The 14496-nt window shown below is 60.5% G+C and carries 12 protein-coding genes and 1 pseudogene; 8 read left to right on the forward strand and 5 right to left on the reverse strand.

Going from position 1 to position 14496, the window contains the following annotated elements:
• The first annotated feature begins 150 nt into the window (after positions 1–150).
• Entirely contained in the window at positions 151–1110 is a 960-nt protein-coding gene (locus HMPREF2943_RS02800; RefSeq protein WP_201828430.1) for a 4-hydroxy-3-methylbut-2-enyl diphosphate reductase, read from the forward strand.
• Here HMPREF2943_RS02800 and HMPREF2943_RS02805 read toward each other — a convergent pair.
• The 3 genes from HMPREF2943_RS02805 to HMPREF2943_RS02815 are packed head-to-tail and all read right to left on the reverse strand — an operon-like array spanning position 1107 to position 4486.
• The gene (locus HMPREF2943_RS02805) at positions 1107–1850 is read right to left on the reverse strand and encodes a DUF6542 domain-containing protein (protein ID WP_246817255.1); all 744 of its coding nucleotides are present in this window, start codon (positions 1848–1850) and stop codon (positions 1107–1109) included. The genes HMPREF2943_RS02800 and HMPREF2943_RS02805 overlap by 4 nt on opposite strands.
• Before the next feature lie 35 nt (positions 1851–1885).
• On the reverse strand, positions 1886–2986 hold the full coding sequence (locus HMPREF2943_RS02810) for a DNA recombination protein RmuC (RefSeq protein WP_371325755.1): 1101 nt from the start codon (positions 2984–2986) through the stop codon (positions 1886–1888).
• Between the two features lie 6 nt (positions 2987–2992).
• Entirely contained in the window at positions 2993–4486 is a 1494-nt protein-coding gene (locus HMPREF2943_RS02815) for an AI-2E family transporter (protein ID WP_070447020.1), read from the reverse strand.
• Positions 4487–4533: 47 nt separating this feature from the next.
• Here HMPREF2943_RS02815 and ychF point away from each other — a divergent pair, with 47 nt between their 5' ends.
• From ychF to HMPREF2943_RS02835, 4 genes and pseudogenes are all read left to right on the forward strand, one after another.
• Complete coding sequence (gene ychF / locus HMPREF2943_RS02820) at positions 4534–5619, forward strand: redox-regulated ATPase YchF (protein ID WP_070710731.1); 1086 nt, start codon at positions 4534–4536, stop codon at positions 5617–5619.
• A 29-nt stretch (positions 5620–5648) separates the two neighbouring features.
• A complete protein-coding gene (locus HMPREF2943_RS02825; RefSeq protein WP_070710732.1) occupies positions 5649–6863 on the forward strand; it encodes an amidohydrolase in 1215 nt (404 codons plus the stop codon).
• 142 nt (positions 6864–7005) lie between these two features.
• A pseudogene (locus HMPREF2943_RS02830) lies at positions 7006–7338 on the forward strand (DJ-1/PfpI family protein); the annotation flags it as partial.
• A 228-nt stretch (positions 7339–7566) separates the two neighbouring features.
• Positions 7567–8478, forward strand: a complete 912-nt coding sequence (locus HMPREF2943_RS02835; RefSeq protein ID WP_070447014.1) for a cation diffusion facilitator family transporter — start codon at positions 7567–7569, stop codon at positions 8476–8478.
• 9 nt (positions 8479–8487) lie between these two features.
• Here the strand turns inward: HMPREF2943_RS02835 and HMPREF2943_RS02840 are convergent, their stop codons facing one another.
• Both HMPREF2943_RS02840 and HMPREF2943_RS02845 read right to left on the reverse strand, forming a co-directional pair.
• Positions 8488–8796, reverse strand: a complete 309-nt coding sequence (locus HMPREF2943_RS02840; protein ID WP_070447012.1) for a hypothetical protein — start codon at positions 8794–8796, stop codon at positions 8488–8490.
• A gap of 11 nt (positions 8797–8807) precedes the next feature.
• Positions 8808–10355: a succinic semialdehyde dehydrogenase gene (locus tag HMPREF2943_RS02845; protein WP_070710733.1), complete on the reverse strand. Its 1548-nt coding sequence runs from the start codon at positions 10353–10355 to the stop codon at positions 8808–8810.
• A gap of 90 nt (positions 10356–10445) precedes the next feature.
• On the opposite strand from HMPREF2943_RS02845, the gene HMPREF2943_RS02850 reads away from it, so the two are divergent.
• From HMPREF2943_RS02850 to HMPREF2943_RS02860, 3 genes are all read left to right on the forward strand, one after another.
• A complete protein-coding gene (locus tag HMPREF2943_RS02850) occupies positions 10446–11618 on the forward strand; it encodes an alanine racemase (RefSeq protein ID WP_070710734.1) in 1173 nt (390 codons plus the stop codon).
• Complete coding sequence (locus HMPREF2943_RS02855; RefSeq protein ID WP_070447006.1) at positions 11615–12898, forward strand: D-arabinono-1,4-lactone oxidase; 1284 nt, start codon at positions 11615–11617, stop codon at positions 12896–12898. The genes HMPREF2943_RS02850 and HMPREF2943_RS02855 overlap by 4 nt, the downstream gene beginning before the upstream one ends.
• Positions 12899–12998: 100 nt before the next feature.
• Positions 12999–14189 (forward strand): MFS transporter, encoded by a 1191-nt coding sequence (locus tag HMPREF2943_RS02860; protein WP_070710735.1) that lies wholly within the window; start codon positions 12999–13001, stop codon positions 14187–14189.
• Positions 14190–14496 lie beyond the last annotated feature (307 nt).

The following is a 14496-nucleotide window of genomic DNA, read 5'->3' on the forward strand; positions in this document are numbered from 1 at the left end:
AGTCCTTTCTCTTGAGCGGTCTTCTCGTTGGGGTCTGTTCCGAACAGTGTATGGCTCAGTCTAGGAGGCGCGCCGGACATCCGGTGTCACCGGCCAAGCTGGTTGGGCGGGAACTACAGTATGTGCGTGACTTTCGATACTGTGGGTGCCATGACTGAAACTGCAAAGAAGGTGCTCCTGGCGGCTCCCCGCGGCTACTGTGCCGGCGTGGACCGTGCTGTTGAGACAGTGGAAAAGGCGTTGGAGAAGTACGGCGCCCCGATCTACGTGCGCAAGCAGATTGTGCACAACCGGTTCGTTGTTGAATCCCTGGCTAAGCGTGGTGTCATCTTTGTGGAGGAGGCTTCCGAAGCCCCCGAAGGCGCTCATCTCGTGTTCTCTGCACACGGCATCGCGCCGAGCGTGCGCAAGGAGGCACAAGAGCGCAAGCAGCTCACACTCGACGCCACCTGCCCGCTGGTGACCAAGGTTCACAAGGAGGCCCAGCGCTTTGAGCGCGATGGCTACCAGATCCTCCTTGTCGGCCACGAGGGGCACGAAGAGGTCGAAGGCACCGCCGGTGAGGCCCCGGACGTTACCCACTTGGTGGATGGCTTGGAGGGCGTCGACAAGCTGCCCGATTTCCTGCATGAGGAAAAGCTTATCTGGCTGTCCCAGACCACCTTGTCGGTGGATGAAACCATCCAGATCGTCAACAAGCTGCGCGAGCGCTTCCCGCACTTGGAGAACCCGCCATCAGATGACATTTGTTATGCCACGCAGAATCGCCAGGAGTCGGTCAAGGCCATTGCTCCGAAATGCGATCTCATGATTGTTGTGGGCTCCGAGAACTCCTCGAACTCCAAGCGCCTCGTCGAGGTTGCTTTGGAGGCGGGCTCTAAGACTTCACACCTGGTGGACTTTGCCTCGGAGATCGACGAGGCCTGGCTGGAAGGCGTGAACACTGTAGGCGTGACCTGTGGTGCGTCCGTGCCTGAGCTGCTGGTCCGTGAAGTGCTGGAGTTTCTAGATGAGCGCGGCTACAACGATGTTGAACAGGTGACGACGTCCACGGAGACCATCACTTTCTCCCTGCCACGCGAACTGCGTCCGGCACGTACTGCGCGTTAATCCTCGTCGTAGAGATTTTCTTCCAGCGGCTGGGAGGACCGCTGGGAGCGCTCCCGTGCACGCCGCGCCTTCTCTGCTGACTCAGCGGCGGCGCGACGGAAGTCCTCTCGCTCATCCGCCTTGGGGGAAGCCTGTCGGCGCTTCGCGCGTTCTTCGGCTTGAAGCCGCCGGCGTTCTTCGCGGTCGCGCTCACGGACTCGGCCCGAGCTCGTAGCTTCACGGGCAAGCAGTTCTGCTACGGACAGGCGCTCGGAGCGGCTCCGGCGATCGGAGGCAGCTTCGGCGCGGCGCTTTTCTTGAGCTTCAGCCTCAAGGTTCTTCGCGTGGCTATCGCTGCGCCACAGGCGCAGAACCGCGAGCAGCGCGCAGGCCACAACCGTAACGATGAGCACCGGGAAATGCTGCAGTAGTGGGAAAGCCGTGGTGAGAATCGCGGTTTTGGAAAAGGGCGAGGCACCTTCCGGCAATCCAGCGGTGGAATTGATGAACCCGCCGCCCACGGTTCCTAATGCGTACAGCAGCGGAAGGGAAATCACCGTCATGTAGAGGCCGCGAGTTTCCACCAACCAGGTGACAGCCAGCGAACCGAGTCCAAAAATCAGGGCGAAGGGCAGCCCCACGCTGCCCAGAGCGCCGGAGACCGCCAAGGCCACAAGCGTAACGACGAGCGCGACGAGGAGTGCTCGGCTAAGCGGCATCCCGCGGCGGCGAGGGCGGCGACGATTTTTGGCTACAGACACGCCCAGAAAGCTTACCGGGGTTGGTGACCAAAACGTTATTCATTCTGGGCGCGCCGCGGCCAAGAACCGACGCTGCGCGGCTCCACCGGCAGGCGGTCAACGCGGGCTGGAACATCCAGCTCCTTGAGCCGCCGCGCCGTAACCCCGACGCGAGAATCCAAACTGGCCAAGCTTGCGTTATAGGCTTCCACCGCGCGCTCGAGTCCGCGGCCTACCTTGTCGTAGTGCTCGTTAAGAGTGTTCAAGCGCGTATAAAGCTCGCGACCCAAACGCTGGACTTCGCGGGCCTTGTCGGAGATCTCCTCGTGCTGCCAGCTCACCGCGACGGTGCGCAAGAGAGCAAAGAGGGTGCTTGGGGTGGCGATGACGACGTTGCGCTCGAAGGCGAATTCCAGCAATTCGGCGTCGATAGACAGGGCAGCGTCGACGAAAGTATCGGCGGGGACGAAGAGGATCACAAACTGTGGCGTGGGGGAGAAGGCCTCGATATAGTCCTTCGACGCCAGTGCCTGCACGTGGGAACGCATGAGGTGCGCGTGGCGGCGAAGATAGCCTGCCCGCTCCTCCGGGTCCTCGGTCTCCATTGCGTCGAGGTAGGCACTGAGGGGCACCTTTGCATCCACGACTATGCTGCGCCCTCCTGCCAAATGAATGACCAGATCAGGGCGTACCAGCGATCCGTTGATGCGGGCACTGACTTGGGAATCAAAGTCCACGTGTTTGCGCATGCCACCGAGCTCAACGACGCGCTCTAGTTGTACCTCGCCCCACCGCCCGCGGACATTGGGGGAGCGCAGCGCGCCGACCAGCTTGTCCGTGCGATCAGACAGGCGTGTTGAGGTCCGAGTTACCGCCTGGACCTGGCTGCTGAGTGCTGCGAGTGAGGTCGCTCGATCTTCCTCTATTTCCTGGAGCTGTAGTCCTAGACGGTCCATGGCTTTCTCCAGCGGGGCGAGCTCTGCTTGGCGGCGCTGGGACTCTTGCAGGGCGCGGTGCTCCTCTGAGGGCTGGGCGGACTGCGCTGAATAAGCGCGGGCTAGCCAGCCCAATGCGGCTCCAATGATGAGGCCGAGGAATAGGAGCACTATGGGTAGGGAAGACGTCATGCCTGCCATCATGGCATGCGTCCCGGACATGAAGAATTAGTCTTTATCCTTTGATTGCAACATCTGTTCGAGAGCGCTAATTGCGCGCTTGATTCCCGCTCGTGCTCCTCCATCGCGTTCACTGAAATCCGCATCAACGTCGACATTCGCGTCGATCTTTTGGTCCAGAGGGCTCGTGCCGTTGTGGGTGACGTCTTCGGCTGCGCCTTCGGGTGCGGCGTGGTCGGGGATGGACAGCCACTGCTCGCGCTTGTGATCACCCTGTTGCTGCGTGTAGCGCCCGATGAGGAAACCAGCGACGGTCGAAAACTCCAAGTCCTCGGCAGTTCTTTCGCCCGATTGGAGCATCATCATGTCCTGGAAATAGCGGTAGACCACCGCGATGGTCGCTGCGGCCGGGACGGCGAGGAAACCACCGATGAGGCCGAAGAGCGCGGAACCCACGGTCACGGAAATCAACACGATAACCGGGTGCAGGTTCATGGCCTTCGACTGCAGCCACGGGGACAGCACGTTGCCCTCGAGCTGTTGGACCAGCAGTACTAGGCCCAGCACGAGCAGCGCCTTGGTGAACCCCAAAGACACCAGCGCGATGGTCACGGATAGTGCGCCGGCCACGATCGCGCCGACAAAGGGGATGAATCCGGCGATGAACGTGATGATGGCAAGCGCCATCGCCAAAGGTACACCGATGAGTGCCAGGCCGAGGCCGATAAAGACAGCATCAACGGCGGAGACCACTGCTTGTGCCCGTACGAAACCGCCCAACGTGGACCACACGCGGGTCAGCAGCTCAGTGAGGTGCCAGCCGGTCCGGCGTCCCGTGGCCTGGCGCAGCCAGGGCAGGAAGTTGTGGCCGTCCTTAAGGAAGAAGAACGTCAGCACCACGATGATGAAGAGCGTGACCACGATGGAGGTCGCCGTGCCAATGCCCGTGAATACCGAGCCCGCGATGGACCCTGCTTGGCGCTGTAGCCACAGGGCGATTTCATCGATATAGCCGCCGATCTCATCCGCGTCGAGGTTGAGCGGAGGGCCCTGTGCCCATAGCTGCAAACGCTGAATACCTTCGACAGTCTGCAGATATAGCGTCTGGGACTGCCGCGCGAAGTCCGGTGCGATGAACATAAAGAGAGTGCCCACCGCAGTAAAAGACACCAGAATGGTCACTGCCGCAGCGAGGGCTGAGGGTAGTCCCTTGCGCCGCATGGCACCGGCAATGGGAGCAAGCACAGTGCAAATAATCAGCGCAATGAGAACGGGCAGGATGCCGCGCCAGAAGTTGCCCAGCATGCGGAAGGAGGCATAAAGGAATATCCCAATGATGGTCAGGCGCAGTGCCCACAGCGATGTGGACTTGATGACCTCGCCGACCACCACAGAACGATCCACCTGGTTGCCGGGAGGGTGCGGAGAGACAGCCTTCAGCGAAGCAGCATCGACGGAGTCATCGAAACGCCCGCCGAGCGCTGCCTCCGCGGCGGCGAACTCAGAGGAAGAGGCGTTGGGGGATGGCTGATCAGAACTCACCCCACCATCTTGCCTCAAAAGATCCGGGGTGCGTTAGGATTGGCCCCGTGAGTCTTACACTTGGAATCGTCGGCCTGCCCAACGTGGGCAAGTCCACTTTGTTTAATGCCCTGACCCGTTCTGACATCTTGGCGGCGAACTACCCGTTCGCCACGATTGAGCCCAATGTCGGCCTCGTTGAGCTTCCCGATTCCCGCCTTAACCGCCTTGCGGAAATCTTCAGCTCCGAGCGCATCCTCCCGGCCACCGTGTCCTTCGTGGATATCGCCGGCATTGTGGAAGGCGCTTCCAAGGGTGAAGGTATGGGTAACGCCTTCCTTGCCAACATTCGTGAGGCTGATGCCATCTGCCAGGTGGTGCGTGCCTTTGCTGATGAAAACGTCATCCACGTCGACGGTGAAGTCAACCCGGCACACGACATTTCTGTCATCAATACGGAGCTCATCCTCGCGGACCTGCAGACCATCGAGAAGGCCTTGCCGCGCTTGGAAAAGGAAGCCCGCAAGAACAAGGATTTGGCCGAGACCGTGGAAGAGACCAAGAAGGCCCAGGCCATCTTGGAAGATGACCGCACCCTCTTCGCTGCTTCCAAGAGCGACGAGATCGACCTATCCCTCCTGTGCGAGCTGCACCTCATGACCGCGAAGCCCTTCCTTTATGTCTTCAACTCGGATGAGGCCGTGCTTACCGATGACGCCAAGAAGGAGGAGCTGCGCCAGCTCGTCGCCCCTGCGGAATGCGTCTTCCTCGATGCCCAGACCGAAACCGACCTCCTTGAGCTCGATGAGGCGGAGGCACTGGAACTGCTCGAGTCGGTGGGCCAGGAAGAGCCTGGCTTGGCGACGTTGGCCAAGGCCGGCTTCGCCACCCTCGGCCTGCAGACCTACCTGACCGCAGGCCCGAAGGAAGCCCGCGCGTGGACCATCAAGCAAGGTTCCGCGGCTCCGCAGGCTGCGGGTGTTATCCACACCGACTTTGAGAAGAAGTTCATCAAGGCCGAAATCGTCTCCTTCGATGACCTAGACGCCGCTGGCTCCATGGCAGAGGCCCGCAACGCCGGCAAGGTGCGCCAAGAAGGCAAGGAATACATCATGCAGGACGGCGACGTCTGCGATTTCAAGATCGGCGGCTAGTTAGCCACCACTCCGCGTAGGCTGTGGGCATGAGTATCGCCCACATCCTAGACCGCGCAGCAGAGGCCACGCAGTGGCAAGAGGCCCTGTACAAGGATCTGCACCAGCATCCTGAGCTCAGCATGGAGGAGGAGCGCACCCGCGGTGTTATCGCGGATAAGCTCCGGGAATTTCCAGGAGTCGAGGTGCTGGAATTCGGCGGGGGAGTCGTCGGCATCCTCCGCAACGGCGTAGGTTCGACTGTCCTAGAGCGTGCCGATTTCGACGGCTTGCCCATCACAGAGGACACCGGCCTGGACTACTCCGCTTCGGGCGAGGCAATGCATGCTTGTGGCCACGATGCCCACGTGAGCGCCTTGTTGGGTGCCACGGAAGCGCTGGCGAAAGCAACCGATGCGTGGTCCGGTACATTCGTCGCTCTATTCCAGCCGGGCGAGGAGACCGCTGAGGGCGCGCAGTCCATGGTGGATGCGGGCCTCACCGATAGAGTCCCCACCTCCGATGTGGCCTTTGGTCAGCACATCTTCATCGATAAGAATGCTCCCGCCGGTAGCGTGCTGATTGCGCCCGGCCCGGTCTTGTCTACAGCGACCTCACTCACCGTCACGGTCTATGGCCACGGTTCTCACGGCTCGATGCCGCACCTCAGCGTCGATCCGGTGGTGCTGGCCAGCTCCATCGTTCTGCGGCTGCAGACAATTGTCTCCCGTGAGGTCGACCCCCACCACTTCGCCGTGTTGACTGTTGGCGCCCTGCAGGCGGGCTCGAAAGCCAATATCATTCCGGATGCGGCCACCCTGCGCATCAACATCCGTGCCTATGACGAAGACGTCCGGGCTCAAATCGTAGAGGCAATTCACCGCATTGTTAAGGCGGAGTGCCGGGCAGCGATGTCCCCGCGCGAGCCAGAGTTTGTGCAGAGTGATAATTACCCCCTTACCGTCAACGATGAAGACGTGACCAAAAAGGTGCGCGCGCAGCTTATCGAAGTTCTGGGTAGCGACAACGTCCTCGACATGGAGCCGTGGACCGCCTCGGAGGATTTCTCTCGCATCCCCGATGCCTTCGGCGCTCCCTATTGTTTCTGGGGCTTTGGCGGGCGTACCGATGGCGCATCAATTCCTAACCACAATCCGCGCTTTGCGCCGGAGCTGCAGCCGACGCTCACCACGGCGACGCAGGCTCTGATAGCCGCTGCTTACGCCTATCTGGGGAATCAGCGTAAGGATGTCCCTAAGGAGTAGCTAGGAACTGCTTGGTGATGATGGGGCGGTCGACATGCTACTCGCGCACCCAACGCGAAAGCGATCGAGTGTAGCGACGTGGTAGGCGAGTTCTCTCCGGGGGTAGCGAACTCGTCAACATCGCGTTAGGCTGGCTTCTCCATTCGACGGCATCATTTTGCCAGGTGGTACCGGTAATGCGGATATGCTCCGTCTGGACAAGTCCGCTGTAGAAATTGTGCGCAATCACGTCACCCAGGATCTCCCGCTGGGCGTTATTTGCCACGGTGCTTGGATCCTGACCGATGCCGATGTGCTCAAGGGCCGTACCCTTACTTCTTTCCCCAGCTTGCGGACCGACCTGCGTAACGCCGGCGCTACCTGGGTAGACGAAGAGGTTCACTGCGACCAGGGTCTGGTTTCCTCCCGTACCCCGGACGATCTCCCAGCCTTCAACGCTAAGTTGGTTGAGGAATTCGCAGAGAGCCAGCACTAAACCTTATGTTTAGTAAAGCCGCGGGCGCGCAACCTGCGGCTTTTTGCGTCTTGCTTCCGCCGTAAGGCCTCTATATTGTTAGATATTCCTGAAGGGGAGTAGTTCCCTCGGATACTTTCCGAGATGCCTGGTCGACATACTGGCTTTTCCGCCCGGCCAGCCAGCGTTTGCATTGCCTGCGGCGTGAACGAGACCTTCGGTCCGCACCCGAACCGAAGGAGTTTTTAGTTGTCTTCTCTTAGCTCAGAGCAACTACTGCTCGAGCGCTTTATGAAGCTCTCTATCACCACCGCAGTGGCCACGATTGCGCTCAAGGTCATCGCTGCCGCGGTGACGGGATCTGTGGGCTTTCTTTCCGACGCCCTCGAATCCGGCGTTAACCTCGTTGCCGCCGTTGTGGGGTTTGTGGCTATCAAAATTGCGGCAAAGCCGGCCGATGCGAACCATCAGTTCGGTCACGGCAAGGCCGAGTATGTGTCCGCGCTGGTCGAGGGTGTGATGATCTTCGTCGCTGCAGCGATGATTATCTACACAGCCATTCGCCGACTTCTGGATCCGCAGCCGCTGGAGCAACCTGGGCTTGGCCTCCTGCTGTCGCTCGTGGCTTCCTTACTTAACCTGGGCGTGGGCCTTCTGCTTGTGCGCGCGGGCAGGCAGCATCGTTCGGCCACTTTGCAGGCGGACGGAAAGCATCTGCTTACCGACGTCTGGACGTCCGTCGGCGTCCTCCTCGGCATCGGCGCGGTCAGCCTCACGGATTGGTTGTGGCTCGACCCAGTCATCGCGTTTGCCGTGGGCCTCAATATTTTGTGGACTGGCTACAAGTTGCTCAAAGAATCACTGAGCTCCCTGTTGTCGGAGTCCCTGCCTAAGGAAGAGCATGCGCAGCTTGATGCCCTCCTTAACGAACTGGAGGAGCGTCATGACGTGGAGATCACGTCGCGTCGTACCGTTGCTTCGGGCCGCAACCGCTTGGTGTATCTCACGATGGATGTTCCCGGCCAGTGGACAGTGCTGCACTCGCACACTGTTGCCGACAGAATCGAGGACGCCATCGACGAGCTATTCCCCGGCGCTGAGGTCTTTATCCACGTCGAGCCCGCTGGAACGGTTCATCGCCGCATTTTGCGAATGCCGTAACGCTTGCAGCTAACGCAAGCTGGCCACGCCGCGTCCGCCTTCCATTACCCACGGCCAACTGAGACCGTTCTTGGTCAGGACATCATTGCGGATCTCATCGGGGATAATCCATTCCTTGTTGGCATAGCCCAGCAAGTATTCGTCACACTCAGCTCGCAAGGAGAGCGCACGAACGCCGGCATTGTAGGTCTGGCCCTGCAGAGCAAGGAGATGTTCAGCCACTTCTAGCGCCGACGTGAGGGGCCGCGCCGCCGATGGTGCAAGGCCTTGAGCAATGAGCCGACGTGCGAGAAGCTCGTCGCGGGTAAGTTCCTTCATGGCTGTTTAGGCTAGAGCCGGAAGGTCTTCATCAGCTGCATGCCGGTGGACACCAGCTGACGGAAGCGCTCCGGGGAGATGTACTCCGAGGGCGCAAGCGGGTGTAGGCGTTGCTCGGCCACGGTGCGCTCATTGGCCCACAGGCGCATGCCGGTAATACCGTGGCGGTGGTTCAGGCCAGACTCCTTGACGCCGCCACCGGGTGCGGCGATGGAACCATAGGCGGCTGCGAAGCCCTCATTGATGTTGACCATGCCGGCTTCCAGCTGGGAAGCCACCTTCCACGCGCGGCGGGAGTTTCCGGACCACACCGATGCGGATAGGCCGTAGGTCGTGTCGTTGGCGAGCTGAATGGCTTCGGCGTCGGAACTTACCGTATACACCGCGAGCACTGGACCGAAGGTTTCGGTGGCATAGAGATCCATCTCTGGGGTCACACCAGTCAGCACGGTGGGCTCGTAGAAGTAGGGCCCAAGGTCCGGCCGGGCCTTTCCGCCATAAACCACGGTGGCGCCCTTGGAGACGGCGTCCTTGACGTGGGCAACTACTGCATCGAGCTGGCGCTGCGAGGACAACGAGCCGATGGTGGCAGCATCGGTGAAGGCCGCCCCAAGCACCTGCTGGTCCAGAGCGTTCTTGAGTTCGAAGAGGAACTCCTCGAAGACGCTCTCGTGCACATAGGCGCGCTCGGCGGACATACACAGCTGCCCGGAGGAGGAGAATGCGGTGCGCACGGCGCCTTGGGCGGTGGGCTTAAGGGGGGCGTCGTCAAGCACCAGCATCGGGTTCTTGCCACCCAGCTCCAGCATGGTGGGGATGAGGCGCCCCGCAGCCTGGGTAGCGATGGACTTGCCAGCCTTGGTGGAACCGGTAAAGGAAAGGCCATCCACCAGGGGAACGAGGGCATCGCCCACTTCCGCTCCGCGGCCGGGAACCAGCTGCCAGGCAGCCTCCGGAAGGCCCGCCTCGATGGCTAGGCGCCTCAGCAGAATCGCCGTTAGCGTGGTCTGAGAATCCGGCTTGTGCACCACGGCATTACCAGCCGAGAGGGCTGCCAGAACATCGCCAACACCGAGGGACAGGGGATAGTTCCACGGAGAGATTAGCCCCACCACGCCCAGTGGGTAATGCTGGGTGCGGGTCTTAGTCAGCACGGGAAGCGCGCCGGGGTGGCGGTCAGCGCCGAAAGCTTTGCGGATATTGACCGCGTAGAAGCGCGCGCAGTTATACAGATCCATCAGCTCGTCATAGGCATGGGAGCGGGACTTGCCGTTTTCTGCCTGGATGAGGTCGAGGATGAGCTCCTCGTTCTCCTGAACGAGGTCGTGCAGGCGCAGCAGGATGGCGGCGCGGTCACCTTGGCCAACGCCGGCGCGCGCATAGTTGACGGCTTTCTCGACGTCCCCGGCAGTGGCGACAGGGAAGCTAAAGAGATCCTCACCGCTAAAAGGCGCGTGAGCCTGGTGCTGCTCACCCGTGCCGCGAACATCGCGGGCGGGGTCCGTGTCTAAGAAATTGAGCACTCGATGGGGCAGACGGGTCTGAGTGAAGGTCTTCATGCGGTCTATTGTCCCAAAAATATGCGAGGGCGCTATAGATTTTTCGAGATTTGTCTCACAAACTAAATTAATCGTGGTTAGGATAACGCTATGCCAATCCTCGCGACTACTCCACAGGCCCAGGTGCGCGCGGCCGTTGAGCCGCTCGTCAGATCTGGAGAAAACCCAGCGCCCGTAGGCGTTATTGACCTCGCCGCGTTTGACTACAACGCTGCACAGATGCCGACTCGCGCCGGAGGACTACCCATCCGCGTGGCCTCGAAGTCGATCCGCAGCGTGGCAGCACTTCGTCGCGCCCTCGAGCACGAGGGCTACCGTGGCATCCTCGCCTATTCCGTTCCAGAGGCTCTGCATCTGGTGGGAGAGGGCTTCCGCGACATTGTGGTGGCTTATCCGAGCGTCAACCGCAAGGCCCTGCGTGAGCTTGCAGCGGATGGCACCGCGCGCGAGGCCATCACCATCATGGTGGATAGTGCTGAGCTCTTAGACCTGCTTGAGGGATCCCTGCGCGTGGCCATCGACATTGATTGCACCCTCCACGTGCCGGGGGCGGTCATCGGCCCGCGGCGCTCACCTGTGCGCACGCCGGAACAGGTCTCAGTATTGGCGCGCGAGATTCTTCGGCGCGGGCACCGGCTTGTCGGACTCATGGCCTATGAGGGTCAAGTGGCATCCGTCGCGGATGGCCTGCCGGGGCCGGTGGGGGCAGTCAAGCGCTGGCTGCGCACCAAGTCCATGGCGGACCTGGCCCCGCGGCGCCGTGCTTGCGTGGAGGTCGCGCGGGAGATAGCGGACATCGAATTCGTCAACGGCGGCGGCACGGGCAGTCTCCAAGAATCCGCGGCCGAAGGAACCTTGACCGAGCTGGCCGCTGGCTCCGGTTTCTACACGCCGGCGATTTTTGATGACTTCACCGGCATCAACCACAAGGCAGCAGCGTTCTTCGTTTGCCAGGTCTCCCGCGTTCCCGCGCCGGGCTGGGCCACGGTCAACTCCGGAGGCTGGATTGCCTCCGGACCACCCGCGAAGGATCGCGTTCCGGTTCCGGTGTGGCCGGCAGGGCTGAGCTATTCCAGCACGGAGGGTGCCGGTGAGGTGCAGACGCCTCTCCGAGGCATGGATATGAATGTCGAGGACTTGGTGTGGTTCCGTCACGCCAAGGCCGGCGAAATGACAGAAAACGTCGACCGCCTAGTGGCCGTTGGAGAAGACGGCGTTGATGTATGGGATACCTATAGAGGACAAGGATGGACACTCCGATGACAACCACATTTAGCAATTGGGCAGGATCGGTCACCACGAAACCGCAGGAGTTTGTACAGCCCTCCCGCATAGACGAGATCCCTGGAATTATTAGCCGCTCCCGCAGCGTGCGTGCTGTGGGCGCTGGTCACTCTTTCACTCCCATTGCGGCGGGGGAGGAGACGATGCTCAATCTCGATCACGTGAGTGGTCTGGTGAGCGTCGATAAGCAGCGCAAGCGCGTCCGTTTCCTGGCAGGCACTCGCTTGCGGGACGTGCCCAAGCTCCTGCGCCCCTTCGGGCTTGCCCTGGCTAACCAGGGTGATGTGGACCCGCAATCGCTGGCGGGCGCGATTTCGACCTCGACCCACGGCACCGGCATCAATTACACGGGCTTTGCGGGGACGGTCACTGGGCTGACGCTTATCGACGCCGACGGCAACACCCGCAGCTATTCCATCGACGAAGACCCAGAACTCCTTCGCCTCGTGGTCGTCAGCGTGGGCGCGCTCGGCGTGGTTGTTGAAGTTGAAATGCAGTGTGTGGACGCCTTCGACCTGCTGGCGGAAGAATCTGGCATTGCCTTCGATGAGCTGATGGATAATTGGGAGGAGCTCTCTCGGGGCGTCGACCACTTCGAGTCCTACTGGTTCCCGCACACCGACCGAGCGATGGTCAAAGCCAACACGCGCTTAGAGCCGAACGGGGAGCGCCGCTCACGCCTTAAGGCGCTTATCGACGATGAGCTCATCGGCAACGGCGCCTTCGCCGCAGCCCTGGCTCTGGGGCGTCTTCTTCCGGGGACGATTCCGACGCTCAACAAGTTCGCCACCTCGGTTATCTCTCATAACCGCTACCGTTCAGCTGCTCACGACGTGTTCGTCAGCCCGCGCCGGGTTCGCTTCCACGAAATGGAGTATGCGGTGCCGCTTGCCGACGGCCCCGCCGCCGTCCGCGAGATCCGCCGCTTCATCGACGAACAGGACTGGCGTATCGGTTTTCCGATGGAGCTGCGTACGACGGCCGCGGATGACGTTGCGCTGTCGACAGCATCGGGCCGCGAATCGATGTACATTGCCTTCCACATTCCACGTGCGCTCAACCCGCAGGATTATATGCCGAAGCTCGAGCCCATTCTTCGGGCAGCGGGTGGGCGCCCGCACTGGGGCAAGATGAACTCCCTGTCCCGGAAGGACTTTGCTCAACTTTATACAAGATTTGATGAGTTCTGCGAGCTGCGCGAAAAGATGGATCCGGAGTGGAAATTCGGTTCGTCCTACCTGCGGAAACTGTTCGGATAGGGGCGTCGTCAAGCGCTGCACATTCCGAAAGTGGGATTCGAAAGTATCTCTGATCTTTGGTAGCGTGTGGAAGTCTTAATTCCATACGCTGTCGAAGAAGGTGTCTCAAACGTCCTCTGAATCCCGTTCCCTTATCACGCCGACATTTGTGTTCGCGTGGTTGGTAAATTTTGCCCAATTTACGGTCTTTTATCTACTCGTGACCATCATGGCACTCTATGCCGTCGAGCAGTTCCAGGCCTCGGACACAGCGGGCGGGTTTGCCTCAAGCGCCTTCGTGGTGGGGGCGACGATTGCTCGCCTCTTTTCGGGCTACATTGTGGATGCTGCTGGGCGGAAGCGCTCGCTGGTCATCTCCCTCATCGTGGTCACTGTGGCGATGGCGCTGTATTTCCCAGCTCAGTCACTGCCACTATTGTTTGCTGTCCGTATCGTGCACGGCTTCGGCTATGCGGTGGCATCGACGGCTGTGATGGCTGTGGCGCAATCGGTTATCCCGGACCATCGTCGCGCAGAGGGAACGGGATACTTCGCCTTGGGGACGACGCTGGCCACCGCTTTTGGTCCGGCGGCAGGTTTAGCGATTGTCCACAACGCCGGCTATAACTCCGTGTTTCTAGTGGCGTTGACGCTGACGGTGGTGGCCTTGGGGCTGGGGCTCGTCGTCAAGGCGCCGGCGCAGGAGCATCGAAGCGTCTCCTTCTCCTTGGGGAATATTGTGCACCCAGCGGTGGCACCTTTTGGCGTGTTCATTCTTTTGGTCGGTGTTGCTTATACGGGCATTATCACCTTCCTGAATGGCTATTCCTCCCACGCGGGGCTGGAGAAGGGCGCTAGCTACTTCTTCTTGGCTTATGCGGTGGTGAGCCTCGTTCTGCGCTTTGTGTTGGGTAGGCTGCAGGACCGCCGTGGTGACAACATCATCATCTACTCTTCACTCGTCTTCTTTATTGCCGGCTTGGCTGTCCTGGCTTCGGCTGGTGCTGATTGGCAGATTGTTGCTGCGGGGGTCTTGGTGGGTATCGGATATGGCTCGATCCTGCCGGCGGGTCAGGCTATCGCTGTGCGCCTGGTGCCGATGCACGAGATGGGTGCGGGCATCTCGACCTTCTTCTTGCTGCTGGACCTAGGCATCGGCTTCGGTCCGATTCTGCTGGGGCAGGTTATCTCCGCGACGGGATACTCCGCCATGTACTGGATGCTGGCGGCTTTGATGCTGGTTGCTTCTGTGGTCTACTTCATTGTTCATGGGCGCAAGGACGTTGCACGTGGTGACGTGCGCTACGAATAGATTCCACGTTGGTGGGATTTTTCGTTGGTTGGCGTCGAATGTCCTGACTAACGCATGGTGGCTACCCCCGTTTATAGTAACGACTTGACGGGAATTCACCACTAGCTATAGCCATGCGTGGTGGTAGCCGCAAGGATTATGTTTAGAACACTTCTTCTAATACAGGTTTATCTCGGGGGAGATACCCATGACCACTGTCACACGCCCGCCAACCTTCTTCTTTTCCACCACCAACCCGAATAACCCACACGCCATAGCCCGCTCCAAAGCACGCCGGGCCACCTATAAAACCTGGGTCGGGGCCATG

It is taken from the genome of Corynebacterium sp. HMSC072D12 (assembly GCF_001813925.1).
GTDB lineage: Bacteria > Actinomycetota > Actinomycetes > Mycobacteriales > Mycobacteriaceae > Corynebacterium > Corynebacterium aurimucosum.

Bases quoted from the DNA above. Each gene is read 5' to 3' on its own strand.
- HMPREF2943_RS02800 (WP_201828430.1), top strand. From the start codon at position 151: ATGACTGAAACTGCAAAGAAGGTGCTCCTGGCGGCTCCCCGCGGCTAC.
- HMPREF2943_RS02810 (WP_371325755.1), bottom strand. From the start codon at position 2,986: ATGTCCGGGACGCATGCCATGATGGCAGGCATGACGTCTTCCCTACCC.
- HMPREF2943_RS02825 (WP_070710732.1), top strand. From the start codon at position 5,649: ATGAGTATCGCCCACATCCTAGACCGCGCAGCAGAGGCCACGCAGTGG.
- HMPREF2943_RS02840 (WP_070447012.1), bottom strand. From the start codon at position 8,796: ATGAAGGAACTTACCCGCGACGAGCTTCTCGCACGTCGGCTCATTGCT.
- HMPREF2943_RS02845 (WP_070710733.1), bottom strand. From the start codon at position 10,355: ATGAAGACCTTCACTCAGACCCGTCTGCCCCATCGAGTGCTCAATTTC.
- HMPREF2943_RS02850 (WP_070710734.1), top strand. From the start codon at position 10,446: ATGCCAATCCTCGCGACTACTCCACAGGCCCAGGTGCGCGCGGCCGTT.
- HMPREF2943_RS02855 (WP_070447006.1), top strand. From the start codon at position 11,615: ATGACAACCACATTTAGCAATTGGGCAGGATCGGTCACCACGAAACCG.